Raw genomic sequence first — 22,228 nt, 5'->3', positions numbered from 1 at the left:
TTTATCCCGCTTTTTTATCCAATAACGGTACCGCCCATGAGTCCGATGTGGGAGGGTGTCCAATCATCACGCCAGTGAGCGTCTGATTCATATGAATACCATTCAGTTGTTCCCCATACGTGTTGAACCCTAGCAGTCTGAAGCGACGAAAGATGGCGTGGGCTTTATCTCGTGCCAAGTTTTGCTCAATCTCCAATCGACGCAGGAAGCAATCACACCCCAAGGTCAATTCGGGCTCGCCGACGCGGGCCACAATGGCATCGAGTTTACTTTCCATGTCAGCGAAGATATCACCCGGACGCATCGCCGTTACCACAATGCCGTCATCCACTGCGCAGTAGAAATCTAGGCTCAAATCCTCATTCACTTTTTGAATAGAGCGCACGTAATATTGGTCGCCAATCAATGCAGCCAAGGGGTGCAATGCGTAAATTTCAGGCCTTAATTCTGTTAAGTCTATGCCAATTTCACGCGCATAGACGGCAGCCGCGGGTTCGGCATTAAATTCATAGACACGACGAGCCGTGCTGTCTGCGTGCGTCACGACCAGCTTACTGTCTAGGCTCTCAATATGGTGTGTGGTGAACACCTCAAACGGACAATGGGTGTTAAACATCACCACAATGGCAGACTCTGTATGGAAGGTTCCGTCACTGTAGACATGGGTGTTAGCGAGGTTGATGTCATCACCAGCCGAGCCACCAAAATGCGGAATTCGCCCGAGTGCCGTGTCTAAGGTCACTAAGAATCGCTCTTCAATGGGGGACAATCCATCAATGAGGGTCAACACAAACGTGCCGGAATTGATGGGGGCTTTTTGATTGCTTTGACAGGTATCAATCAATGACGCAATGCAAAGCTGCGCGGATTGCAGATCAAAACCTTCCAACGGTACATGCATACCGCTGACCTGAAAGTCACGTCGGGAAAAACCCAATGCTGAAATACTGCTTTTGGCGTAGCCCGAATCCGTGATTTCACCGGCGGAGGTACAGCCCATAACCTCACAATGAGAAAATGCCTGCTGCATTTCTTTACCAAGCGCGTCTAGATCATAACCCGAAGAACAGAAAAACAGGACGAAACCAATCTCTTCATTGTCGAGCTGCTTCGCCAATTCTCGTGCAGCCTTCGTCGCGTCCAACTGATAGGTGGCAGCACTGAAAATTGCCTTGCGGTGTTGATCGGAGGTTTTTGGTACGGCCATATGCCCTCTCCCGCTCAATGAAGGTGTAAAGGTCCTTCAAATAACCCACCTTAAGTTTACTCTCTGAACGGTTGAGAAGCGCTCCTACTTAAGAAGGAAATTTACACTTTTGCAAACCCAGCAGATCAAAAGTTTCAAGAATGTGACATATTAAAGATCACAATCGGTACTGAGCTCACTACACTGGTCAATAGGCACCTTCGTTATAGGGGCTTCATTGAACATGACAAGATACCTTAACGGAATCAACGACTTTCGCATTGCCCTCCGGATTGAGTGGCAGTTGTAGGGAAGAAATAAGGGATTAAACCATGCATAAGTTTCTTGTTGCTGATGATCATCCGTTGTTCAGAGATGCGTTGGTGGCTGTGATCCGCGCAAGGTTTGAACATTGCGAGATCCTTCAGTCTGAAGATATTGAAAGAACGCTCGACACCGTCAAAGATCATCAAGATCTTGATTTGGTGTTGCTTGACCTCAACATGCCGGGAATGGCGGGACTTAAAGGCCTATTGGAACTAAGAAATCAATACCCTACTATCCCCGTCGCCATCATCTCTGCTGAAACAAACAAACAGATCATTCTCCAAACTATCGCTTACGGTGCGGTCGGGTTTATTGCCAAAAGTGCGCCGAAAGAAAAAATGCGTGAAGCCTTTGAACAGATTTTAGACGGGCACGTTTATCTGCCAGCAGACATCATTCGCGCAGAGAGCGATCAAAGCGGAATGCATCGCAGAGATGACCCCCAATTCTCCCCCGAAATGCTACATACCCTCACTCGACGTCAACTGTTGGTGTTGAAATCCATGGCGCAAGGTGCCGCTAATAAGCAGATCGCTTACGATCTGAATATTTCGGAAACCACCGTTAAAAGCCACGTGTCTGCCATCTTGAAAAAGCTGGGCGTACATAACCGGATCCAAGCAGTCGTTGGTGTGACAAATATCGATTTTGATCGCTATTTAAAGCGGTAACGCGTCGATCAATGCACCGTAGGGTGTTTGAGAGCAGCCAACACTTTGACCGCTAATTGTGCCAAGGTATGCCGCGTTATTGACTCAAAATCCACAGCCACAGACTGGCCCACCATGCCGAGCAATGCGCGATGAAAACGCGCCTGTGACTTGCTGTAACGCGCGGAAACCAACCCTAATCCGCCTCGGCAAGCCTTTTCAAATTGCTCTTTTTCCAACGAGATCGCCAACTCTTCAAACGCTTTTAGCAGCGCAATAAAACTCACGCTTGGGTCACTGTCTGAGACGGTATCGAACGTGAGTTCGTAGTTCATCAGGTCAACATTCACACCAAAGCTATAGCACCGCCCTCCGAGTCGACGTTTTTTTACCAATGGCGTCGCCATCACCGCTTGCCCTAACACAGCAATGGCGCCCGCATCCACCTGATGTGGAAACGAGAGCGTTACATGCATGGCATTGTCGTCATCTTTATGGCTCGCCATGATGCTTCCTGTTCTGAAAACCGGCTCACTCTTCACGCAAGTGAACACAATCCCATCCGACGTATGTGCCCAATCACCGTCGATGGCACTGATCTCAGTGTCACTCAACGTATTGTGCCAAAAGTCACGCAACACCCGAACATCCGACGCTCGGAGATCAACGGTGTAGCCGATGACTAAAGCATTGGCGCACAGCCATTCACCCATCGCACCAAGCATGGGCTTACTCTGCATCCATGCCCATCGCAGCGTGCGTTGCTGACACAACACCAACCACCGTTTGAGACTTTCTCGCGTTTCTTCGTCTCGGGCATTACAACGGCAAAGGATCGCCATCCGTCGAAGTGGCTGGCAGGGAGATATCCATTCTTCGTTGACCTGATTCTCACGGGTCGCAGGCAAGTTAAGTAAATTCTCAGCGTCTTCACTTTTCAAAAAATCCGGTGTAAAAGGGGTCATGCCAAAATCGTGATATAAGCGCTGAAGGCTGTCTCCCCAACGATCCACCATCTCTCGCCCCTGCTGGATGCAAAAATAGCCCGACTGCCAGATTGCCCGCTTTGACGGTATCCGACGCTGAACATCCTCGACAAAGTACGTAAGCCTTTCGATGTCCGTCACTTCAGAAACGGCAAATCGCAGGGTTGGCACTGGCTGAAAATCGCTCATTAAAGGAAGAAGCGTCGCACCTAACGCCTGCAATTTTTGCTGTGCTCGGAAGGTACTCAACGAAGGGGGCAGGATCGCTGACCATTGAGGTGTGTATGACAGCGCATGAATCGTCACAGGCGCACCATCCTGATAATCGCTTTTCAGCAAAAAGTCAGATTTGGGTACAGGCAAAGCGCCGCCTACCCCCTCCAGCGCTTTGGAGATCTGTCGCCAGAGTGCCACCATAGGCCATGAACCCGCAGTCAAGACATTGTAAACTCAGGACGGTAATGCGTTTGGTGATACCGCCTGAGCGTCACGATATCCAGTGCTTCAAGCGTATCTGGCATCCCCCCAAATAACGGGGCCCTGGGCTGACTACATTGCGCTCGGGTGATTGAGTCTCTGAATACGGGGCTGCGGATATACGCTTCAAGCTCACGATACAGTGCCCCATCAAAGCCAACTCCTTGCTCACGAATAATTTCCTCGTCAAAGTCCTCTTCGGTGAGTTGAGGAGAAAACACACTGTCAGCAAAAAAGCCCAGCCCTCTCAGCGCCGAGGTGGGATCATAGCCCGTCAGATGAAAGCGGGTGCTTTGTAGCTTGGTGGTCGCATTGAATTCAAGCAGGGCAAGTTCAGCCCGCAAAGAGAGGAAGGTATCAGGGTCGGGGTTACGCATGGACCCACGAAGCACCATATGTTCAAGCGCATGCGTGACGCCACTGTCATCCTCGACGGGCGTTGGAACAACAATAGAGGCGCTTAACCGATCTTCGTCTGACGAAGCGTGATGCCAATGCAGCATGCCACTGGTGTGTCGATAGCCTACCCACCCCATTTCCAACTGTTGTTGATCCGGTGGTAACAAGAACCAATCTGGCGCAGCAGGATGCGGTTTCGCCATTCATTTCCCTCACGGTTTGACGGATATAATCAGTTGGCTATTTTTGATGGTTCTCGCTAACGCCGTTGAATGGCAGCCTTGGTTTGCTTTCGCCACGGCCTCTTCAATCACCGTATGATGCGGCGACTTGCTACAAACTGGATCGGCATTCGCCGCATCGCCAGTCAGCAGTAATGCCTGACATCAACAACCACCAAAATCTTGCTCTTTCTCATTACAGCTTCGGCAAGGTTCGGGCCTCCAGTCAAATCCGCGGTAGTGATTAAAGCTCTCTGAGTCATACCAAATGTCAGAAATGTCGTGTTCTTTCACATTTGGGTGAGGAAGATCGAGCATTGCAGCGCTGTGGCAAGGCAAGGCTTTTCCATCCGGCGCGATATTGATGAATATTGATCCCCAACCACTCATACAAGGTTTCGGACGCTCCTCGTAATAATCTGGGGTCACAAAAATAAATTTGGGGCCTTTCCCCTGTTGGCGTTCACGCAGCCTATTCACGCGGTGTTCAGCGCTCTCTATTTGTTCTCGGGACGGCAATAACGCATCCCTGTTGTGTAGAGCCCAACCGTAATACTGCGAGGTGGCCAGTTCGACAAAATCTGCATCCAACTCAATGGCCAATTCCATAATGGCCTCAATCGATTCGATATTCTGTCGCGTGATCACCGCATTCATCACCATGGGGAAACCCTGATCTTTCACGGCCTTAAACATGGCTTTCTTATGCTGGAAGGCATTGCGTTTACCGGCGATAGCATCATTAAGATCGGGATCCGCCGATTGAAAGCTGATCTGAATATGATCCAACCCCGCCCGCTTTAACGCTTCTATGCGCTTTTCATTCAAACCGACCGACGAGGTGATCAAATTGGTGTAATAGCCCAATTGATGTGCATGGGCGACAAGTTCTTCGAGATCTTTGCGCAGCAAAGGCTCTCCGCCAGAAAAACCCAGCTGCACCGCCCCGAGCTCGCGTCCCTGTTCAAGCACCCGCTTCCACTCTTCGGTGGAAAGCTCATCATCGGGATCGCCAAGGTTGATTGGGTTGGAGCAATACGCGCAATGCAGCGGACAGCGATAAGTAAGCTCCGCCAGCAGCCACAAAGGAGGGCTAATCGCTTTCGAGCCATTTTTTGTCACAGGCCACCTCCACAAACTCACGCACATCATCAGCCAGATCCACGCCCGGGAATTTAGTTTCTAATCGCGTAATCACTGCCTGAACCGAGCTTGGCGTCTCAAATTGCTGGAGGATTTCGGCGGCACTGTCACTGAGTTTGACCATGCCCTCTGGAAAGAGCAGCACATGACAGTCTTGCGCCTTTTCGAACTGAAGGCGAAACAGTGGATTTCGCTTCAAGACGGAATGTTCCATAGTGCGCCCCCTTATCGGTCCAGTGCATGGTGCCAAACAGGTTGGTCGGTGATCCCCACATACGGCGGCCGTTCAAACTCGTAAGCCATGCTGATGGCATCAAGCAACGACCACAAAATGTCGAGCTTAAATTGAAGTATATTCAACGCTTGCTCTTGCTGCTCAAATGTCTTGAAGTGCTGCAAGGTAATGAATAGACCATGTTGCACATCACGACGTGCCTGACTCAAACGCTGGCGGAAGTAGGTTAATCCTTCGGGGTCAATCCAGCCGTAATGAGCGGGCCAGGAATCAAGGCGGGATTGATGGATCTCAGGCGCAAACAATTCTGTCAGTGAAGAGCAAGCCGCTTCCTGCCACGTAGCGCGGCGGGCAAAATTCACATACGCATCCACCGCAAAACGCACGCCGGGCAACACCCATTTCTCGTCAATCACTTCCTGCCTATCAAGGCCTACGGCTTCAGCCAGTCTCAGCCACGCCTCAATACCGCCCCACTTGCAGTCCAATGACTTGTGTCCGTCATGGTCGAGGATACGTTGCACCCACTCTCTGCGAATATCAGGATCTCGGCAATTGGCCAGTATCGCCGCGTCTTTGACGGGGATTGAAGTCTGATAGTAGAAGCGATTCGCCACCCACATTCGGATTTGTGTTTTGGTACATTTCCCGCTGTACATGGCTTGATGAAAAGGATGATGAATATGGTAGTACTGCCCTTTTTCCAACAACTTATGCTGGAATTCTTCTCTACTCATTGCTTTGCTCATCATCCCTCCTAAATATGAATTTCCATGCCATCAAATGCCACCTCAACGCCAGCCTCCAAAACCGCTTTATGCTGCGGGGAATCAGGATCGAGAATAGGGTTGGTGTTATTGATATGTATGAGTACTTTTCGCGGTTTGCTGAATTGAGAAAGCAGGGCCAGCATGCCCTCTTCGCCGGAGACGGACAGGTGCCCCATCTCACTGCCCAACGACGTGCCTAGCCCTTCTCGGATCATTTCATCGTCCGTCCAGAGCGTGCCATCCATCATCACGCAGTCCGCCTTATCCATGGCGCTTAACACGACAGGCGCGGGGGCCGCTAATCCCGGCGCATAAAAAAGCGATGCCCCAGTTCGGGTATCGACGATCTGTAAGCCAATATTGTCGCCCGGTCGAGGGCGATCGCGATCGCGATAAGGTGAAAATGGCGGTGCGTTAGACTCAAGCACGATGGGCACAAAGCGCAGCGACGGCACACTTGGTATTTGCCACCCTTCTTCGGAAGAAGGATCCACCGTCGTAGTGCGATAACCCCCTTGCCAATGCGTCATCATGGAGAGAATGGGATAGCTGGAGCTCAGCTCATCCGCAACTTCTTTGGTGCAATACAAATCAAGCGGCAAACCTTCACGCAAGATCAACAGACCCGTGGTGTGATCGATTTGTGCATCGGTGACGATCACTGCGCGTACCCCAGAGCCTCTGGCTCCATCTGCTTTGGCTAATTGCGGTGACGCATTGATTTGTTGGCGAATATCCGGCGAGGCATTAATGATCACCCAATTATCACCATCATCGCTAACGGCAATAGAGGATTGTGTTCGCGGTTGTGCGCGACTGGTTCCCTGTCTGACGGACTGGCACATACGGCAATGGCAATTCCATTGCGGAAACCCACCCCCTGCGGCTGAACCTAGTACAACAATCTGCATCGTTCACTCCCTTCAACGCGCTGCCCCGCTCGTTTTATTAAGCATAAGAAATATTTTGAAAAAGAAAGATTTTGAATCAGAAATAAAAAAGGGATGAGTCCGGGGCCGGCCTCATCCCGATTGTGCAAACTTAGCGGTTACTGATGTACAGAGTAACCTCGAAGCCAAGTCTCAGTTCGGTGTAGCTTGGTTTTTTCCACATAGAATTCACTCCTTTGTATCCAGATACAACGAGACAATCTTGCCTCTATAGATAGACTAGCCTTGACGGAGAAACTACCAATCCTACTTTGTGATGATTTCCCTTTTCTAAGACACTATTACTGGCAAAAGTCTTTTGAAAAATCAGGGTTAACCCATCACGTCTACCGTTTTAATCTTAGACACACTGCGGTTACGCTTACCATAACGCTCTGCCACACAACGGTTTTTATCGGAAATAATGACTGCGCACTCCATACATTGAATGCACTCGTTGTAATCAATCTCCCCGCTTTTGGCGATTGCATGAATACCGCAGCTCTTTTCACATAACCGACACGGACTGCCACATTCCTTTCGCCTAGTCAGCCAACTAAAGAGTCGAAAACGCCCTAACACCGCCAATCCCGCTCCGAGTGGACACAAATAACGGCAATAGGCTTTGTGAACACGGATGCTCAACAATAGGAGAAGTACGGCATAGGCGATAAAACGCCGTGCTCACCAGCACCACTAAGACAAGATATTTGGCGTATATCAATCGACTATGCAGCTTCTCATTGATTTGCCATTGCCGTATTCGCAGCTTCTCTGCAAGCACGGTCACCGCTTCTTGCATCGCACCAAACGGGCACAACCAGCCACAGAAAAGTCCTCGTCCCCACAAAAACAAACTGACAAAGACATAACTCCAAAGGACAAACAAAATCGGATCGAGCAGGAAAACCGTAATATCGAACCCGTGCCAGAGCGACAACAGCAAGGTGTAAATATTGACGACAGAGAGTTGTCCCTGCGCGTAGAAGCCAATAAACAGCACCACGAATGCTAACGCCCCCCAACGCACGGGGTGAAGCAAATGGCCAAAAGCAGAAAGACGATGTTGAAAGGCAAACAGTGCGGTCAGCAAAGACAGGTAAACACCCAAAATGGCGATTTCCAACTGTCTATCAATCCAAAGTCGCTGCCACAAGGGCAAGGGCGGTTTGGGTGGTGATACGGCGATCAACAAAGTGTCTGGCAACACATACTGTGTGATGGCTTCCACCGACTCAAATTCAAGGAAGTTCTTTTTCAGTTGAACACGCATCCCAACAGTAATAGGTTCGGCGGGATCAAAGCCACTTTGCTCAGAGAAGGTAAAGATAAAAACCTGATCAAAATCGAGCAACGGCGAAACAAAGGTAGGCGGCGCAATGTGGTAGAGATCGGCGTCTCGAAGCACCAGCGGACTGCCATCTTGCATCAACGAAAATCGCGCAGGGGTCGTTCCCCGCACAAAATCATCCGCCACCAGTCGATAGCCCCCACTTGACCCCACCAGCACAGCAATGTCGCCAGGATCCAAGGCCGACATAATGCGAAGGTACTCCGCCTCTCCCAACACGTTCACGCCAATGGTGGGGGGGTTCAACACAGCGACTGAGAGATCGATATACGGTAAATTGTCATTTTCATCGTCTCGTGCATCACGCAATAAATTAAGGTCCCTATCGAACAATGACGCGGCCTGCTCATCGCTCACTGTCCACTGCAAAAGCGCCCCTTCAAGAAGGAGTTCATTTAACGATTTTTGCAAAAACTGTTCTGTATTGAGCCGTGCTTTTGTGGCCGAACCAAACCCTGTCAGCCGTGATTGCGCAACCTTTCTTGCCGCAGAAAGGAGGGTGTCATGCACCACCAGCACAGACACGGTTGCCTTGGTCACACCATCGAAATAAACAACCTTATCGCTGGCAATTCGCTGCTGGTTGCTACCAACAAAGACCTGCTGCTTCAGCGATAGTCCTCGGTATTGCTCAATAAAATCCGTTAACGCAGTTTCACCCAACCCATGCAGAAAAATCGGCTCATGGTGGCGAAGCAATACCACCCCCACAATTCGCCCTTCGGTATCCAGCCCCACTCTCATGTTAATGGTTTCACCAGAAAAGCCGGGGAAGTCAGTAAGGTCATCAGTTTCAAACACATAACCGATAGGTTGGTCGAGTTGGTAGATTTCAGTAATAGGGAGATGATCGGACGATGCTTTCATGCGTGTTGCACGGGGGAAAAGAGACTCTGCTTCTTCGGATAATTCCATCCATTCCGCAGACACAAAAAACGGCAATAGCATCAGAAGAAGCCAAAGTAACCAGGTACTACGCCACGGCATGACAACCCCGCTAAACAGAAAGCTTATAAAAAAGCGGGGCAAAATGCCCCGCAATGCGTCTGTTTCCGACAGCGTCGGGAGTTTCACACTGTCTTCGACCAGACGGACAAGGACGAAGGACTAGAAAAATCCGAGTGGGTTGATGTCGTAGCTGACTAGCAAGTTCTTGGTTTGTTGGTAGTGATCCAGCATCATTTTGTGTGTTTCGCGTCCAATACCTGATTTCTTGTAACCACCAAATGCGGCATGCGCAGGATACAAATGGTAACAGTTGGTCCAGACACGACCCGCTTGAATGGCGCGACCCATGCGGTATGCGCGGTTCATGTCCCGCGTCCAGACGCCAGCACCCAAGCCATATTCGGTATCATTGGCAATCGCCAGCGCTTCCGCTTCATCTTTGAATGTCACCACGCTCACGACCGGACCAAAAATTTCTTCCTGGAACACACGCATGTGGTTTTCACCTTTCAAGATGGTTGGCTGCACATAGTAACCACCACCAAAGTCAGCAGATTGACCACCGATCAACACCTCTGCGCCTTCTGCGCGGCCAATGTCGAGATAGCCCATGATTTTGTCGAATTGCTCGTCAGATGCCTGTGCACCCACTTGGGTTTCCGTGTCGAGCGGGTTGCCATGCTTGATTGCATTCGCACGCTCGATGACACGCGCAATGAAATCATCATAGATACTTTCTTGCACTAACAAGCGTGATGGACACGTACACACTTCGCCTTGGTTGAAGAATGCCAGCACACAGCCTTCGACCGCTTTACTAATAAATTCCTCTTCCTGATCCATCACATCTTCGAAATAGATATTCGGTGATTTACCGCCAAGCTCAACGGTAGAAGGAATAAGGTTGTCTGCTGCGCAGCGCAGAACATGGTTACCAATAGCCGTGGAACCGGTGAAGGCAATCTTAGCAATGCGGTTTGACGTAGCCAGTGCCTGCCCAGCTTCCGGCCCCATGCCGTTGACGACATTGAGCACACCCGGCGGCAGTAAATCACCCACGACTTCCATCAGCAGTAACATTGTCGTCGGGGTTTGTTCAGCAGGTTTTAAAACAATGCAGTTACCGGCAGCTAACGCGGGAGCAATTTTCCACGCCGCCATTAAGAGCGGGAAGTTCCACGGGATGATTTGTCCCACAACGCCGAGTGGCTCATGGATGTGGTAGGCCACGGTATTGGCATCGATTTCAGCCGTAGAGCCCTCTTGTGCCCTAATCGCCCCAGCAAAGTAGCGGAAGTGATCAACACAAAGCGGGAGATCAGCGGCAAGGGTTTCGCGCACAGCCTTGCCGTTTTCCCACGTTTCTGCGACAGCAAGGTATTCAAGGTTGGCTTCGATACGGTCAGCGATTTTAAGCAGGATGTTGGAACGTTCAGTGGCCGAGGTAGCCCCCCAAGCGGCTTTTGCCTGATGAGCGGCGTCGAGAGCGAGTTCAATGTCTTCAGCGCTGGAACGTGGGATCTCTGCGATCGGATCGCCTGTACAAGGCGACGTATCGGTGAAGTATTGTCCTTTGACTGGCGGTACCCAATCGCCGCCGATGTAGTTGCCATAACGCGCCTTAAAATTAACGACAGCTCCGTCAGTATTCGGTTTTGCGTAAATCATTGTCCACCCCTGTATGTTGGCGTTGTTCCTTGTTTCTTCCCTGAAGTGCCCACCTTTAGAGGACGACGTCAGGCGCTTAACATAAAGAGTATGGAGTGTTGGCCGTTCTCACCATCACCCCTTGGTCGACAAAATCTCATACTTTCGATGGAGTTTTTCAGCCACAAAACTTAGTAACAAAATTATTGATATATAAAGTATTTCACCAGTCAAATCGCCATTGCGTTGAGAGACCGGGAACAGGAACGGAACCTACAACCTGCTTCTTCTGCGCCCGCAGGTCGAGCCAATACATCCAGATGGCTTCAACTGTCCATGCATCCTGCAATCTGTCTTCCAGTATGAATGTATCTCCCGCACTGACCTGTCCTGTTTCCAACACACGGTAATACCATCCCGTTTTCATCAATGACACCAGCAGTGCCATCACATGACTGTTGCCGACATGCTGGTTGAGCTTCCAACACGGCATACGAGGCTGGCTAACCTGAAGTAGTGCGGAGCCGACGCGGTAGCAATCGCCTACGTAGACCGTGTTATCTGTCATCCCTGATGAGGAGAGGTTCTCACCAACACAAGGCGATGAAAAACGGGCGGCGAGGTGTGGTAACGCTTCCGCCAACGTCGTGTAAGTTTCAAACGGGAACTGGTAGAGCGCTTTATCCAGCCCACCATGAACCCGGCTGTCGACCTGAAAATCGCCTTCCAGCCCCATCTCAGTGACCTGAATCTTGCCTTCAATCGGCCGTTTTACTATGCCTGTTGAGACAGCCCGAGGGCCTATGACGGAAGGTGTCGCAATGCAGACGGTTTTCAGTCGTGGCGAATCAGACATGGTGTACCTCCTGATCGCACCATGCCGGACTCTCGCCCGGCATGGTGTTTCCTGACAAAGATCTAACTGTTTTTGGGGAGTTTAAACGTCCAGACCATACCGCCTTGGTTGAAGTTCTTGACCCGCTTGGCCACGTCTCCGCCCCAAAGTGGCACCGCTCCCCCCAACCGGAGAGAATAGAAATGTATTGCTCACCGTCCATTTCCCAAGTCACAGGTGTCCCGACAATGCCTGAGCCCGTATTAAACTTGTAAAGCAGCTCACCAGTTTTATCATCGAACGCCATTAAGTAGCCTTCAGGGTTACCCGTGAATACCAGGCCACCCGCAGTTGTCATCACGCCGCCCCACAGAGGTGCGTAGTTTTTGTATTCCCAGACACGTTCGCCCGTTTTCGGATCGTAGGCGCGAAGTGCACCGATATAGTCATCGTTAATGGACTTAATGGTAAAACCCGCCCCGAGGTACGCGGCCCCTTTTTTGTACGAGACTGGCTCATTCCAAATGTCCATCTCCCACTCGTTGGACGGCACATAAAATAAACCCGACTTCGGGCTGTACGCCATCGGCATCCAGTTTTTTCCGCCTAAAAATGAGGGAGTTGCCACCACGGTTTGGCCTTTTTTACCATCGGCGACATCGGTCGGATTTCCCGGGCGATTGCTGTCGATATACAGCGGTCGGCCTTTGTCATCCAACCCCTTCGCCCAACTGATCTTGTTTACAAACGGAAAGCCACGAATGAACTCACCGCTGGTGCGGTCAAGCACATAGAAGAAACCGTTACGATCCGCTGTCGCGGCCGCTTTCACTGTTTTGCCGTTTTGCTCGTAATCGAAGGCAATCAACTCATTCACACCATCGAAATCCCAGCCATCGTGCGGGGTGGTTTGGAAGTGCCAAACGATCTTGCCGTCATCCGGATCAATCGCTAAGCGAGAGGATGAAAAGAGGTTGTCACCCGGACGCATATGAGAGTTCCAAGGTGCTGGGTTACCTGTACCGAAGAACAGCAGATCGGTATCCGCATCGTAGGTGCCGCCTAACCATGGCGCAGCCCCGCCACTTTTCCACAGATCGGCTGGCCAGGTTTTTCCGGGCGCGCCACCGGAAATGCCGTTTTCGATTTTCTTACCGTCTTTCCATACGTAGCCCATGTGGCCTTCAACGGTCGGACGCTCCCACACCAACTTGCCGGTCTTGGCATCATACGCCCTCACTTTCCCAATAATGCCAAATTCACCGCCGGAGACGCCGGTAATCACATTGCCTTTTACCACGATAGGCGCAGCCGTGATCGAGTACCCATCTTGATAGTTATCGACGGTTTTCTTCCAGCGCACTTTGCCCGTTTTTGCATCCAAAGCCACCAGCTTGGCGTCCAGCGTACCGAAGATCACCAGATCGTCGTAAAGTGCTACGCCACGGTTGATCACGTCACAACACGGCATGATCCCATCCGGTAATCGCGCATCGTATTGCCACAGTTCATCCCCAGTTCTTGCATCAATGGCATACACTCGCGAATACGATCCCGTGATATACATAACGCCATCTTTGATCATTGGCTGGCTTTCTTGCCCACGCTGCTTCTCACCTCCCAGAGAAAATCCCCAGACAGGGCGAATTTCTGAGACCGTTTCTTTATTGATGGTGTCCATCGGGCTAAAACGCTGTCCTCTAAGGCCCATGCCGTAGGTGACCACATCCTCAGTCGTTTGCTGATCGGCCATGATGTCCTTGTCTGTGACACCCGCAGCCATTGATGGCGCGGTCAGCACGAGTGAGAGCGCGGCGAACAATCCGCACCGTTTAAATGACATAGCTGTCATAGGGAAATACCTCTTCGTTGGCTGTTGGCTAATAAGCTGGTTTGCTCATTAGCGATTCCTGCCTGCGCTACCCCGAATGTCCTTATAGGGTTCGTAAAGTGTTAGGAGCAGATAGAGAAACAGGCGTTCAATTTAGGGTGTTTGTGCAATGGCGTCAGATTCAGGTAGGAAGCGTTCTGGCAGACGGTAATCGACACCGAACTTCTCTCCCCAGCGAACAAAATCGCCGTTTTGAATATGAACCATGACAATGTCTTCCAGTGCGTAGGCCAGCTGACGGTAATCGGTTTGCACTGCCATTCCCAACTCCCAGTTCGATCGACCAAGTAACGGAAATGCCAGTTCAGTGAGTGATTCACTCGCATCTGTTGCCGATGCGTTTTGTTGGTGAAGCCATTCAAGTTGGGAACTCATGCCCATCACAATGGCGACATCTCCCTGCCCTAACGCCGTGAAGGCATCAGTGATAGAAGAGTAAGTGCGGCTTTTTTCTCTGAGTCGACCACCATAAGCGGTAGTCAGATAAAACTGTGGAACCGTATCGACTTCAACGCCGACCGGGTGATACATAAAGCGTGCGGCGGTTTGTGGTGCATCGAGCTTTTTCGCATCAAACACCATCCGCCAACGCTCTTGTTGGTAGGGCACAAACATGTGTACGCGTTCGTGTGCAGGATGACCCACATCGTCCCTTTGCATCGCAAAGGCTCGGTCATAAGGCACACGCAACATCACGTCCGCTTTGACACGCTTACCGTCATCACTGGTCAGGTTCATCCCTTTCCAGAGGTAATTGCGCATGTCATCTTCAACCGTTTCATCGGGTGTCATCCAGTGCAGATCAAGCTTCACGTTCAGCCCTTTCGCCAACGCGTTTGCCAGTTCGATATCGATGCCAGCAGGAGTTCCGTTTTCATCCTTGAAAGAATACGGAGGGAAGTGGTCATAAACGGCCACGCGAATCTCACCGTTGGCTTGAATGTCATCAAACGAGAGCGCATAAGTCGGCATCGTCACGCCAATCCAGAGTGCAAAAATCATCAACACATCTATGAACTTGATGCCTTTAAACCCGATATCGTTCACCGCGACCATGCCAACGCCCCCTAACCGTTTTCTTCCGGAGCGACAGACTCAAGCCAAGTCCGAATCGCCCACAGCGCTTCTTGATTGAGGTGCTCTGTCATTTTTGGCATGTATACCGCACCGTTTCTGACTGCACCGTTTTGCACGCGATAGATGTACCATTCATCTCCATCGTAGTCGGGGGAAAGCAAGCGAAGATCCGGCGCGATACCGCCAGATATCCCCTCCAAGCCATGGCAACGTGCGCAGTTTTGGTTGTAGGCCGATGCGCCTATCCGCTCGACTTCCACTCTGACATCACCGTCCAACTCTCGGTACGGGTTGGTCTCAGTCCAATCCGCCCCCAGAACGGGGATTGATGTGGTGTCGATCGACTGCGGTGTCACGTCCCCATGAGCCCAAGCCCACTGAGATACCAGCGCAGAAACCAACGCTATCGCAGTGAAAACACAAACCTTTCGCTCAACCTTTTCCATGTTACAAAACTCCTTTGCGCTGATAGCAATTGGATTCAGTCTAGGCGCTGCCGCCCTTGACTAACATGCTACCAAGGCGGGTATAACCCTCATTCTTTGGGAGGATATTCTTATTAGCTAGACGAACGGATTTGGCAAAAACGCCCGTCCCTGCTTACAGTAAAAACGTTGCCTTTTTCGGAGAGCTGTACTTGATGAAACGTTGCTGGGTTTGCTGTCATAACACCTTCATTGCCTTTCTTTTTCTGGTGTGGGGCATGATTATGTCTGCCAGCGTTAGCGCAGAAGTGAACGTTCGGATTGGCATGTTGCGCTTGCCCGTCGAAGAGACCCGCGCAGTGCCAGAATACCTGAGAGAGCCCGAAAACAATGGGGAAGCCGGTGCCAAACTTTCCATCAAAGACGCCAACGGCACCGGTAAGTTTCTTGGTCAAAAATATTCGCTGTAGGTTACAACATCTGACGATATTGTAGTGCTCAAAAGGTCTGCTGCTGCATGGTATGACGAGGGCATTCGCTACTTTCTAACTGACTTGGATACTGACTCACTAAAAGCACTGCGATCGTCTCTCCCAGAAAATGCCTTGTTGCTCAATGTGGGCAACCGCGATGACAATTTACGCTCCAGTATCTGCCTGCCAAACACGCTTCACACCGCACTCAGTTATTCCATGCAGGGAGATGCCCTGTCTCAATGGCTTCGCGTGAGGCGTCTCAACGACATCTTTGTCGTATCGGGAGTAACCAATGCCGACAATGCATACCTTACGGCGGTAAAAAACACACTCCAGAAATACCGCCACAAGGTAGTCGCTGAAAAGGTGTGGAACTTTGACACTGATTTACGCCGCTCTGCCTCTGCGGAAATTCCGCTGTTCACGCAAGCCAGTGATTATGATGCGGTATTAGTGATTGATGAGAGCAATCTCTTTGGTCAGCACCTGCCCTATAATACTTGGCTACCCCGCCCTGTAATCGGCACCCATGGGCTGCGTGCCGATGGCTGGAGCTATGTCATAGAACAATGGGGAGCGATTCAGTTTCAAAATCGCTTTACCAAACAATTTGACCGCCACATGACCGCAAAAGATTACGCCGCTTGGGTTGCTGTTCGTTCCATCAATGAAGCCGTCACTACGCTCAATAGCGGTGACGTAGATACGGTATTGCCCTTTATCATAAGCGATCGCTTCCAGCTCGCGGCTTACAAAGGCCGCAAGCTCACTTACCGCCCCTGGAATGGTCAACTTCGCCAAACAGTCTCCCTGTTTGACGCACAAGCACTGGTTGCTACGGCCCCCTTCGAAGGCTTCCTTCATCCGCGCAATGATCTCGATTCATTGGGCATTGATGAAGCACAAAGCCAGTGCCGTCTTTACAAATTTAACACTGCAAACAATCAGTAAGGATACAGACGATGCATTACGCCAAATCGATTCTCGCGCTAACACTTGCCACCCTGATGGTTTCGCCGCTTCTCTCTTCAGAAGCCATGGCGAAAGAGCTCGCTTATGTCACCAACGAAAAAGATGACACCGTGAGCATCATCGACATGGACTCGATGGAAGTGATCAACACCATTGACGTGGGCGATCGTCCCCGTGGTATTGAAGTCAGCAAAGACGGCAAACAGCTCTACATTTGTGCCAGCGAGGACGATACCGTGCAAGTGCTGGATTTGAATAGCAACACCATTGTTGGCGATCTTCCCTCGGGCGAGGATCCAGAGTTATTCGCCCTGTCGCCGGATGGTAAGCGCCTTTATGTTGCAAACGAAGACGATGCGCTGATGACGGTGATCGACATTCCGACCTCCAGTGTTGTCACCCAAGTAGAGGTGGGCGTAGAGCCTGAAGGTGTTGCAGTAAGCCCGGACGGGAAAATCGCCATCATCACTTAAGAAACCTCCAACATGGCGCATTGGATCAATACAGAAACCAATGCGATGTTCCACAACACCTTGGTTGATGCGCGTCCACGCTACGCGCAGTTTAGCCCTGATGGCAAACAGCTTTGGGTCAGCGCAGAAATCGGAGGCACCGTGTCTGTGATCGATACCGACACCAAAGAAATCATCAAAAAAATCAGCTTCGCCCCCAAAGGGGTCCACAAAGACAAAGTGCAACCTGTTGGCGTAAAACTCACGTCTGATGGTAAAACCGCCTTTGTTGCCTTGGGTCCCGCAAACCATGTAGCCGTCGTGAATACAGGCACTCTGGAAGTTGAAGATTGCTTGTTGGTCGGCCGCCGCGTATGGCAAATGGCACTGAACGAAGCGGAAGACCGATTGCTCGCCACCAACGGCGTAAGCGGTGACGTGTCCATCATTGATGTACCAAACCGCGAGGTGATTAAAACCGTCAAAGTCGGTCGCTACCCTTGGGGTGTTGCCGTTCGCACTGTCGAATAACGACGCCCTATGATTGAGGTTATCCATCTCAACCACCACTACGGTTCGCGCCACGCATTGAATGACATTTCACTGTCTCTCGGGCGTGGCCTCCATATGCTGCTCGGGCCAAATGGCGCAGGGAAAAGCACCCTGTTTTCGCTGCTCACACGGTTAACGCCCGTTCAATCAGGAGAAATCAAACTTCTCGGTGAAATCCCTCAACGTCAGACCATGGCAAAGTTGGGCGTGGTCTTTCAGCAAAACACACTCGACCTTGATTTGACCGTGGCGCAAAACCTCAGTTACTACGGTGCACTGCATGGGTTCAGCAAATCACAAAGCCTAGAAAAAGCCGGGCCGCTGCTCGAACACTTCTCCCTTGCAGACAGACTACACGACAAGATCCGCGCCTTGAACGGCGGTCACCGACGTCGCACAGAACTGGTCCGCGCCTTGATGCATTCGCCGGAAATATTGTTGCTTGATGAACCCACCAGCGGTCTGGATCCCAAGGCACGCGCGTCACTTTCAGACGCCGTGCGATCGCTTTGTGAAAAGCAACCTTTGTGTGTGCTTTGGGCGACCCATTTGATTGAAGAAGTGGATGACGATGACGACGTACTCATCCTGCATCGCGGCACCCTGCGGGCGCACAATGTCGCACATGCGCTAAAAGAAATTCACCAGCACCCGACGCTGGCAAAAGTCTTCGCCAACCTCACCGCGGATGAGATGTCGGAGGCAAGCCGATGATGCGTTACTGGTTTGCCTTTAAAGGCATTTGCTACCGAGAATGGCTGCGCTTTTTCCAACAACGCGCCCGCTTTGCCGCAAGTCTAGTCCGCCCGCTGTTGTGGCTGATTGTCTTTGCCGCAGGCTTTCGCGCTGCCCTTGGCATCGCCATCATGGAGCCCTACGCCACCTACATCAATTATGAGGAATATATTCTGCCCGGCCTGTGCGCCATGATTTTGCTTTTCAATGGCATGCAAAGCTCGCTGTCTATCGTTTATGACCGGGAGATGGGCAGCATTAAAGTCCTGCTCACCAGCCCACTTCCACGTCCTTTTTTACTGCTATCAAAACAGATCGCCAGTGCCTTGGTGAGCGTCTTACAAGTAGGGGCCTTTTTGGTGATTGCCGCACTCTATGACAGGCCGCTTTCTCCGTTGGGCTACATCATGGCAATCCCGGCACTGTTCATTACCGCGCTAATGTTGAGTGCGCTAGGGATAGTGATTGCCTCGCGCGTAAAACAATTAGAGAACTTCGCTGGCGTGATGAATTTTGTCATCTTCCCGATGTTCTTTTTATCCTCTGCTCTGTACCCGCTTTGGAAAATGCAAGAAGCAAGCATTTGGCTTTATGACCTCTGCCGCTACAACCCTTTTACCTTTGGTGTTGAGCTCATTCGATTTGCCCTCTACCAACAGGTGAATGTCACCGCGCTCTTGGTGGTCTCCACCTGTACGTTGGTGTTTATCGCACTGGCTGTCGCTGGATTTCAACCAACACGTGATCAGGGGAAAAAAGGCCGTTAAGCAAAGAGGAAAATCAGGCACAAAAAAACCGCGCCATTGCGCGGTTTTTCATTTCCACTGACGAGCAGCGAATTAGAAGTTAAATTCTGCACCAACGAAGAAACCGTCGTTCATGAATTTACCGTTGTTCGCGCCAAAGTAGTTGAAATCGTAATCTTGAACGCGGTAGCCCGCTTTCATGTTCAGATCCGCAGCAACCAGACCCAGCGTGAATAGAACACCTGCTTCTGCATCTACTGTGCTCGTATCGTCGTAGCTACCAAAGCTGAAGGTACCGAACAGAGACAACGGCGTTGCTGGAATACCCAGACGCACGTCACTGTATACGTTTGGCTGCCACTCATCGAAGTTCTGGTTGTTAAAGCGACCATCGAATTTTTGTAAGTTCAGACCAATGTCAAAAGAGATCAGGTCGTTATCCAGAATTTCGTAGTAAGCAATCATGTCAATCTGAGTAAAATCAGTATTGAACTTGTTTGATTCAACGCCAGTGTGACGAATTTTAGCGTTAGGAATCAATGGAATGAAATGTTCAAACGCCGCGTAGTAAGACATCTGTACGTTTGCGTCATCAGCGCGAACATCATTGATCTTCGCATCGGCATACCAAGCATCTGCGCCTACTTTGGCCCCTAAAAGTACAGCTGCTTGCGCAGGCAGTGCAAACGTGCCCGCCACTGCTAGTGCAGCAAGAGATAGGTTTAGTTTTTTCATTGAAAGGGCTCCGCCTTACATTTTTAGGATTATGTTTGCGGGGACTATAGCAAAAAACCAATAAAGATTCCGCACAAAACTGACGGTTTTTTATGCGGAATCATCGATTTAAACCTAGTGCATAACGCTACTTATAGGCTTAATAGCGGCGTGCTCGGTTGTATCTACGCGAGCGTTTATAGCAGTAATTACGTGCATTTTGTGCTGTTTTATCTCGCCCTTTGAGGAGCCAAATAATCGCGGCAATCAAGATAATCCATGGCAACATCTTGAACAATAAGCCAATCATGCCAGCCAGTGCCATGACAATAAAGCCCACAGCCATCGCTGCAACAATGCCGAGGAAACTAATACCTGTTGCCAACAACACTAATGTAAAACCAACCAGAAACAGAAATTCAATCATCAGACCCTCCTAAGGTACACAGAGACTTTCTTTTCCTAGGGTATTGCACGAAGTAGGCCAACTTTACTAAATTTATATATTTCAATGAGATAATAAAAAACCGCAACCCTAAGAGGGCTGCGGTTTCAATGTTTTTAGTAATTTACGCCAAGTATTGCGGTAAATTTAACCAACCGTTCAGACAAATACGGTTAAACGTCCAATTCCGCCGGGATTTTCGCCAACGCCGCTTCCAGCACTTCGATACCCGAGCCTGGTTTATGCGCATTTTCACTGATGTAACGACGCCATTGACGTGCACCTGGCATGTTCTGGAAAATACCCAGCATATGGCGGCTGATATGGTTCAGGTACGTACCTTTGCTCAGTTGTTCTTCGATATACGGGAACATAGCTTTGACCGCCTCAGAACGCTTGATGATTGGCGTATCACTGCCGAACAAGCGGCTATCTACTTCAGCCAGCAAGTAAGGGCTTTGGTAAGCTTCGCGACCAATCATCACACCATCCATAAATTGTAGGTGCTCTTCGGCTTCTTCCAGCGACTTGATACCACCGTTGATTGCCATGGTCAGGTGCGGGAAGTCTTTCTTCAGTTGGTAAACGCGTGGGTAGTCCAGCGGCGGAATTTCACGGTTTTCTTTCGGGCTAAGACCTGACAGCCATGCTTTACGCGCATGAATAGTGAAATCATCACAACCGCCTTTCTCACTGACGGTACGAACGAAGTCGACCAGAAATTCATAACTGTCCTGATCGTCGATACCAATGCGAGTTTTTACCGTCACAGGAATATCGACCACTTCTTTCATGGCAGAGACACATTGCGCCACCAAATCCGCTTCGCCCATCAGGCAAGCACCAAAGCGACCATTTTGTACACGATCAGACGGACAACCGACATTCAGGTTAATCTCGTTGTAGCCTCGCTCTTGCGCCAACTTCGCGCAATGCGCCAAGTCCGCCACGTTCGAACCGCCCAATTGCAGCGCCACCGGATGTTCTTCTTCATTGAACATCAGGAAATCACCTTTACCGTGAATTATGGCACCGGTCGTCACCATCTCGGTATACAACAGCGCGCTCTTCGACAAGATACGGTGGAAGTAGCGACAATGGCGGTCGGTCCAATCAAGCATGGGCGCAACAGAAAATCTAGAGGGGCTGTAATTGTTAGTCATACCTTATATGGCCTTGTTTTATCAGGTTTGCCAGCTTCCTGTAAATGCGTTCAAATACATTGAAATACCCTAAAATACTTGCTATAGATCCCCTCACAGAACCCCTCACTCAAAAGGGGATCCAGAGGATATCAAGTGGCATATTACAATGTAGAACGCAGAACCTTGAGCAGTGGTGAACCACGCTACAAAACCACAGTATTTGTAAAAAAGAATGGGCGCATAGTACACCGTGAAAGCAAGACGTTCAAAAAAAAGGCTCTAGCCAATACGTTTGGGAAAAACAATACCCCCTACAACCGCTTCAAATTTAGTCAGTGCAAAAGTCCCTCTCCGTCAAAATCGTCAAAATAAGCAACACCGATCGCAAAATAAATGACGGTTACACCTACTCAATTTCACTTAATTTAACACTCGGTCGCAATTTTATCTCCCTATTGGCATCGCTAAAAACACGAATGTCGATTAGATAAAAA

The 22,228-nt window shown here is 50.3% G+C and carries 24 protein-coding genes and 2 pseudogenes; 8 read left to right on the top strand and 18 right to left on the bottom strand.

The annotated features are described in order from the left end of the window. Position 1 precedes the first annotated feature (1 nt). Positions 2 to 1,207 carry a nitric oxide-sensing protein NosP gene (gene nosP, locus B5D35_RS02515; protein ID WP_078751034.1) on the bottom strand — a complete coding sequence of 402 codons (1,206 nt, stop codon included), beginning with the start codon at positions 1,205 to 1,207 and terminating at the stop codon, positions 2 to 4. Between the two features lie 311 nt (positions 1,208 to 1,518). Between nosP and B5D35_RS02510 the strand changes: the two genes are divergently transcribed. Beyond that, positions 1,519 to 2,184 carry a response regulator gene (locus B5D35_RS02510; protein WP_078751033.1) on the top strand — a complete coding sequence of 222 codons (666 nt, stop codon included), beginning with the start codon at positions 1,519 to 1,521 and terminating at the stop codon, positions 2,182 to 2,184. 8 nt (positions 2,185 to 2,192) lie between these two features. On the opposite strand, the gene B5D35_RS02505 is transcribed toward B5D35_RS02510, so the two are convergent. From B5D35_RS02505 to pedF, 14 genes and pseudogenes are all read right to left on the bottom strand, one after another. Further along, entirely contained in the window at positions 2,193 to 3,566 is a 1,374-nt protein-coding gene (locus tag B5D35_RS02505; RefSeq protein WP_244556487.1) for a hypothetical protein, read from the bottom strand. A 17-nt stretch (positions 3,567 to 3,583) separates the two neighbouring features. Continuing rightward, the gene (locus B5D35_RS24740; RefSeq protein WP_244556486.1) at positions 3,584 to 4,228 is read right to left on the bottom strand and encodes an insulinase family protein; all 645 of its coding nucleotides are present in this window, start codon (positions 4,226 to 4,228) and stop codon (positions 3,584 to 3,586) included. A gap of 183 nt (positions 4,229 to 4,411) precedes the next feature. Further along, the gene (gene pqqE / locus B5D35_RS02500) at positions 4,412 to 5,368 is read right to left on the bottom strand and encodes a pyrroloquinoline quinone biosynthesis protein PqqE (RefSeq protein ID WP_244556485.1); all 957 of its coding nucleotides are present in this window, start codon (positions 5,366 to 5,368) and stop codon (positions 4,412 to 4,414) included. Then, the gene (pqqD, locus tag B5D35_RS02495; RefSeq protein WP_078751032.1) at positions 5,340 to 5,603 is read right to left on the bottom strand and encodes a pyrroloquinoline quinone biosynthesis peptide chaperone PqqD; all 264 of its coding nucleotides are present in this window, start codon (positions 5,601 to 5,603) and stop codon (positions 5,340 to 5,342) included. The genes pqqE and pqqD overlap by 29 nt, the downstream gene beginning before the upstream one ends. Positions 5,604 to 5,614: 11 nt before the next feature. Next, positions 5,615 to 6,373 (bottom strand): pyrroloquinoline-quinone synthase PqqC, encoded by a 759-nt coding sequence (gene pqqC / locus B5D35_RS02490; protein ID WP_078751031.1) that lies wholly within the window; start codon positions 6,371 to 6,373, stop codon positions 5,615 to 5,617. An 8-nt stretch (positions 6,374 to 6,381) separates the two neighbouring features. Continuing rightward, positions 6,382 to 7,305: a pyrroloquinoline quinone biosynthesis protein PqqB gene (gene pqqB / locus B5D35_RS02485; protein WP_078751030.1), complete on the bottom strand. Its 924-nt coding sequence runs from the start codon at positions 7,303 to 7,305 to the stop codon at positions 6,382 to 6,384. A 130-nt stretch (positions 7,306 to 7,435) separates the two neighbouring features. Then, positions 7,436 to 7,507 carry a pyrroloquinoline quinone precursor peptide PqqA gene (pqqA, locus tag B5D35_RS02480; protein WP_081796241.1) on the bottom strand — a complete coding sequence of 24 codons (72 nt, stop codon included), beginning with the start codon at positions 7,505 to 7,507 and terminating at the stop codon, positions 7,436 to 7,438. A 149-nt stretch (positions 7,508 to 7,656) separates the two neighbouring features. Beyond that, on the bottom strand, positions 7,657 to 7,968 hold the full coding sequence (locus tag B5D35_RS25375; protein ID WP_332870333.1) for a 4Fe-4S binding protein: 312 nt from the start codon (positions 7,966 to 7,968) through the stop codon (positions 7,657 to 7,659). Beyond that, positions 7,880 to 9,661, bottom strand: a complete 1,782-nt coding sequence (locus tag B5D35_RS02475; protein WP_342068294.1) for a 4Fe-4S binding protein — start codon at positions 9,659 to 9,661, stop codon at positions 7,880 to 7,882. Before B5D35_RS02475 ends, B5D35_RS25375 begins: the two co-directional genes overlap by 89 nt. A gap of 120 nt (positions 9,662 to 9,781) precedes the next feature. Further along, positions 9,782 to 11,290, bottom strand: coding sequence for an acetaldehyde dehydrogenase ExaC (gene exaC / locus B5D35_RS02470; protein ID WP_078751028.1), 1,509 nt, complete (start codon positions 11,288 to 11,290; stop codon positions 9,782 to 9,784). Between the two features lie 202 nt (positions 11,291 to 11,492). After that, the gene (locus B5D35_RS02465) at positions 11,493 to 12,125 is read right to left on the bottom strand and encodes an MOSC domain-containing protein (RefSeq protein WP_078751027.1); all 633 of its coding nucleotides are present in this window, start codon (positions 12,123 to 12,125) and stop codon (positions 11,493 to 11,495) included. A gap of 62 nt (positions 12,126 to 12,187) precedes the next feature. Then, positions 12,188 to 13,956: pseudogene (locus B5D35_RS02460) on the bottom strand (PQQ-dependent methanol/ethanol family dehydrogenase). 132 nt (positions 13,957 to 14,088) lie between these two features. Beyond that, a complete protein-coding gene (locus tag B5D35_RS02455; RefSeq protein ID WP_078751026.1) occupies positions 14,089 to 15,051 on the bottom strand; it encodes a substrate-binding periplasmic protein in 963 nt (320 codons plus the stop codon). Positions 15,052 to 15,062: 11 nt separating this feature from the next. Next, on the bottom strand, positions 15,063 to 15,518 hold the full coding sequence (pedF, locus tag B5D35_RS02450; protein ID WP_078751025.1) for a cytochrome c-550 PedF: 456 nt from the start codon (positions 15,516 to 15,518) through the stop codon (positions 15,063 to 15,065). A gap of 131 nt (positions 15,519 to 15,649) precedes the next feature. On the opposite strand from pedF, the gene B5D35_RS24735 reads away from it, so the two are divergent. Genes B5D35_RS24735 through B5D35_RS02430 form a run of 6 tightly spaced genes read left to right on the top strand, consistent with a single transcriptional unit; the run spans position 15,650 to position 19,451 of the window. Further along, positions 15,650 to 15,967, top strand: a complete 318-nt coding sequence (locus B5D35_RS24735) for a hypothetical protein (RefSeq protein ID WP_244556484.1) — start codon at positions 15,650 to 15,652, stop codon at positions 15,965 to 15,967. A 24-nt stretch (positions 15,968 to 15,991) separates the two neighbouring features. After that, the gene (locus B5D35_RS02445; RefSeq protein WP_244556483.1) at positions 15,992 to 16,924 is read left to right on the top strand and encodes a type 1 periplasmic-binding domain-containing protein; all 933 of its coding nucleotides are present in this window, start codon (positions 15,992 to 15,994) and stop codon (positions 16,922 to 16,924) included. Between the two features lie 11 nt (positions 16,925 to 16,935). Further along, entirely contained in the window at positions 16,936 to 17,418 is a 483-nt protein-coding gene (locus B5D35_RS24730; RefSeq protein ID WP_244556482.1) for a YVTN family beta-propeller repeat protein, read from the top strand. 12 nt (positions 17,419 to 17,430) lie between these two features. After that, positions 17,431 to 17,928, top strand: coding sequence for a beta-propeller fold lactonase family protein (locus tag B5D35_RS24725; protein WP_244556481.1), 498 nt, complete (start codon positions 17,431 to 17,433; stop codon positions 17,926 to 17,928). A gap of 9 nt (positions 17,929 to 17,937) precedes the next feature. Next, a complete protein-coding gene (locus tag B5D35_RS02435) occupies positions 17,938 to 18,663 on the top strand; it encodes an ATP-binding cassette domain-containing protein (protein ID WP_078751024.1) in 726 nt (241 codons plus the stop codon). Continuing rightward, positions 18,663 to 19,451 carry an ABC transporter permease gene (locus B5D35_RS02430; RefSeq protein WP_078751109.1) on the top strand — a complete coding sequence of 263 codons (789 nt, stop codon included), beginning with the start codon at positions 18,663 to 18,665 and terminating at the stop codon, positions 19,449 to 19,451. The genes B5D35_RS02435 and B5D35_RS02430 overlap by 1 nt, the downstream gene beginning before the upstream one ends. 72 nt (positions 19,452 to 19,523) lie before the next feature. Here the strand turns inward: B5D35_RS02430 and B5D35_RS02425 are convergent, their stop codons facing one another. The 3 genes from B5D35_RS02425 to dusA all read right to left on the bottom strand — a co-directional run bounded on the left by B5D35_RS02425 (position 19,524) and on the right by dusA (position 21,752). Next, positions 19,524 to 20,165 (bottom strand): TIGR04219 family outer membrane beta-barrel protein, encoded by a 642-nt coding sequence (locus tag B5D35_RS02425; RefSeq protein ID WP_078751023.1) that lies wholly within the window; start codon positions 20,163 to 20,165, stop codon positions 19,524 to 19,526. A gap of 139 nt (positions 20,166 to 20,304) precedes the next feature. After that, the gene (pspG, locus tag B5D35_RS02420) at positions 20,305 to 20,571 is read right to left on the bottom strand and encodes an envelope stress response protein PspG (RefSeq protein ID WP_078751022.1); all 267 of its coding nucleotides are present in this window, start codon (positions 20,569 to 20,571) and stop codon (positions 20,305 to 20,307) included. A 191-nt stretch (positions 20,572 to 20,762) separates the two neighbouring features. Continuing rightward, on the bottom strand, positions 20,763 to 21,752 hold the full coding sequence (dusA, locus tag B5D35_RS02415; RefSeq protein ID WP_078751021.1) for a tRNA dihydrouridine(20/20a) synthase DusA: 990 nt from the start codon (positions 21,750 to 21,752) through the stop codon (positions 20,763 to 20,765). Between the two features lie 135 nt (positions 21,753 to 21,887). On the opposite strand from dusA, the pseudogene B5D35_RS24720 reads away from it, so the two are divergent. Next, a pseudogene (locus B5D35_RS24720) lies at positions 21,888 to 22,034 on the top strand (site-specific integrase); the annotation flags it as partial. Positions 22,035 to 22,228: the final 194 nt, after the last annotated feature.

Source organism: Enterovibrio nigricans DSM 22720 (assembly GCF_900167155.1).
In the GTDB taxonomy this organism is placed as follows: domain Bacteria; phylum Pseudomonadota; class Gammaproteobacteria; order Enterobacterales; family Vibrionaceae; genus Enterovibrio; species Enterovibrio nigricans.
This window is presented reverse-complemented; position numbering and strand designations above follow the sequence as displayed.

Bases quoted from the DNA above. Each gene is read 5' to 3' on its own strand.
- B5D35_RS24740 (WP_244556486.1), bottom strand. From the start codon at position 4,228: ATGGCGAAACCGCATCCTGCTGCGCCAGATTGGTTCTTGTTACCACCG.
- B5D35_RS02455 (WP_078751026.1), bottom strand. From the start codon at position 15,051: ATGGTCGCGGTGAACGATATCGGGTTTAAAGGCATCAAGTTCATAGAT.
- B5D35_RS02510 (WP_078751033.1), top strand. From the start codon at position 1,519: ATGCATAAGTTTCTTGTTGCTGATGATCATCCGTTGTTCAGAGATGCG.
- pedF (WP_078751025.1), bottom strand. From the start codon at position 15,518: ATGGAAAAGGTTGAGCGAAAGGTTTGTGTTTTCACTGCGATAGCGTTG.
- B5D35_RS02475 (WP_342068294.1), bottom strand. From the start codon at position 9,661: ATGCCGTGGCGTAGTACCTGGTTACTTTGGCTTCTTCTGATGCTATTG.
- B5D35_RS02435 (WP_078751024.1), top strand. From the start codon at position 17,938: ATGATTGAGGTTATCCATCTCAACCACCACTACGGTTCGCGCCACGCA.
- B5D35_RS02505 (WP_244556487.1), bottom strand. From the start codon at position 3,566: ATGGTGGCACTCTGGCGACAGATCTCCAAAGCGCTGGAGGGGGTAGGC.
- pqqC (WP_078751031.1), bottom strand. From the start codon at position 6,373: ATGAGCAAAGCAATGAGTAGAGAAGAATTCCAGCATAAGTTGTTGGAA.
- B5D35_RS02425 (WP_078751023.1), bottom strand. From the start codon at position 20,165: ATGAAAAAACTAAACCTATCTCTTGCTGCACTAGCAGTGGCGGGCACG.
- pqqD (WP_078751032.1), bottom strand. From the start codon at position 5,603: ATGGAACATTCCGTCTTGAAGCGAAATCCACTGTTTCGCCTTCAGTTC.
- B5D35_RS02465 (WP_078751027.1), bottom strand. From the start codon at position 12,125: ATGTCTGATTCGCCACGACTGAAAACCGTCTGCATTGCGACACCTTCC.
- B5D35_RS02430 (WP_078751109.1), top strand. From the start codon at position 18,663: ATGCGTTACTGGTTTGCCTTTAAAGGCATTTGCTACCGAGAATGGCTG.
- pspG (WP_078751022.1), bottom strand. From the start codon at position 20,571: ATGATTGAATTTCTGTTTCTGGTTGGTTTTACATTAGTGTTGTTGGCA.
- pqqB (WP_078751030.1), bottom strand. From the start codon at position 7,305: ATGCAGATTGTTGTACTAGGTTCAGCCGCAGGGGGTGGGTTTCCGCAA.
- B5D35_RS24730 (WP_244556482.1), top strand. From the start codon at position 16,936: ATGCATTACGCCAAATCGATTCTCGCGCTAACACTTGCCACCCTGATG.
- dusA (WP_078751021.1), bottom strand. From the start codon at position 21,752: ATGACTAACAATTACAGCCCCTCTAGATTTTCTGTTGCGCCCATGCTT.
- exaC (WP_078751028.1), bottom strand. From the start codon at position 11,290: ATGATTTACGCAAAACCGAATACTGACGGAGCTGTCGTTAATTTTAAG.
- nosP (WP_078751034.1), bottom strand. From the start codon at position 1,207: ATGGCCGTACCAAAAACCTCCGATCAACACCGCAAGGCAATTTTCAGT.
- B5D35_RS24725 (WP_244556481.1), top strand. From the start codon at position 17,431: ATGGCGCATTGGATCAATACAGAAACCAATGCGATGTTCCACAACACC.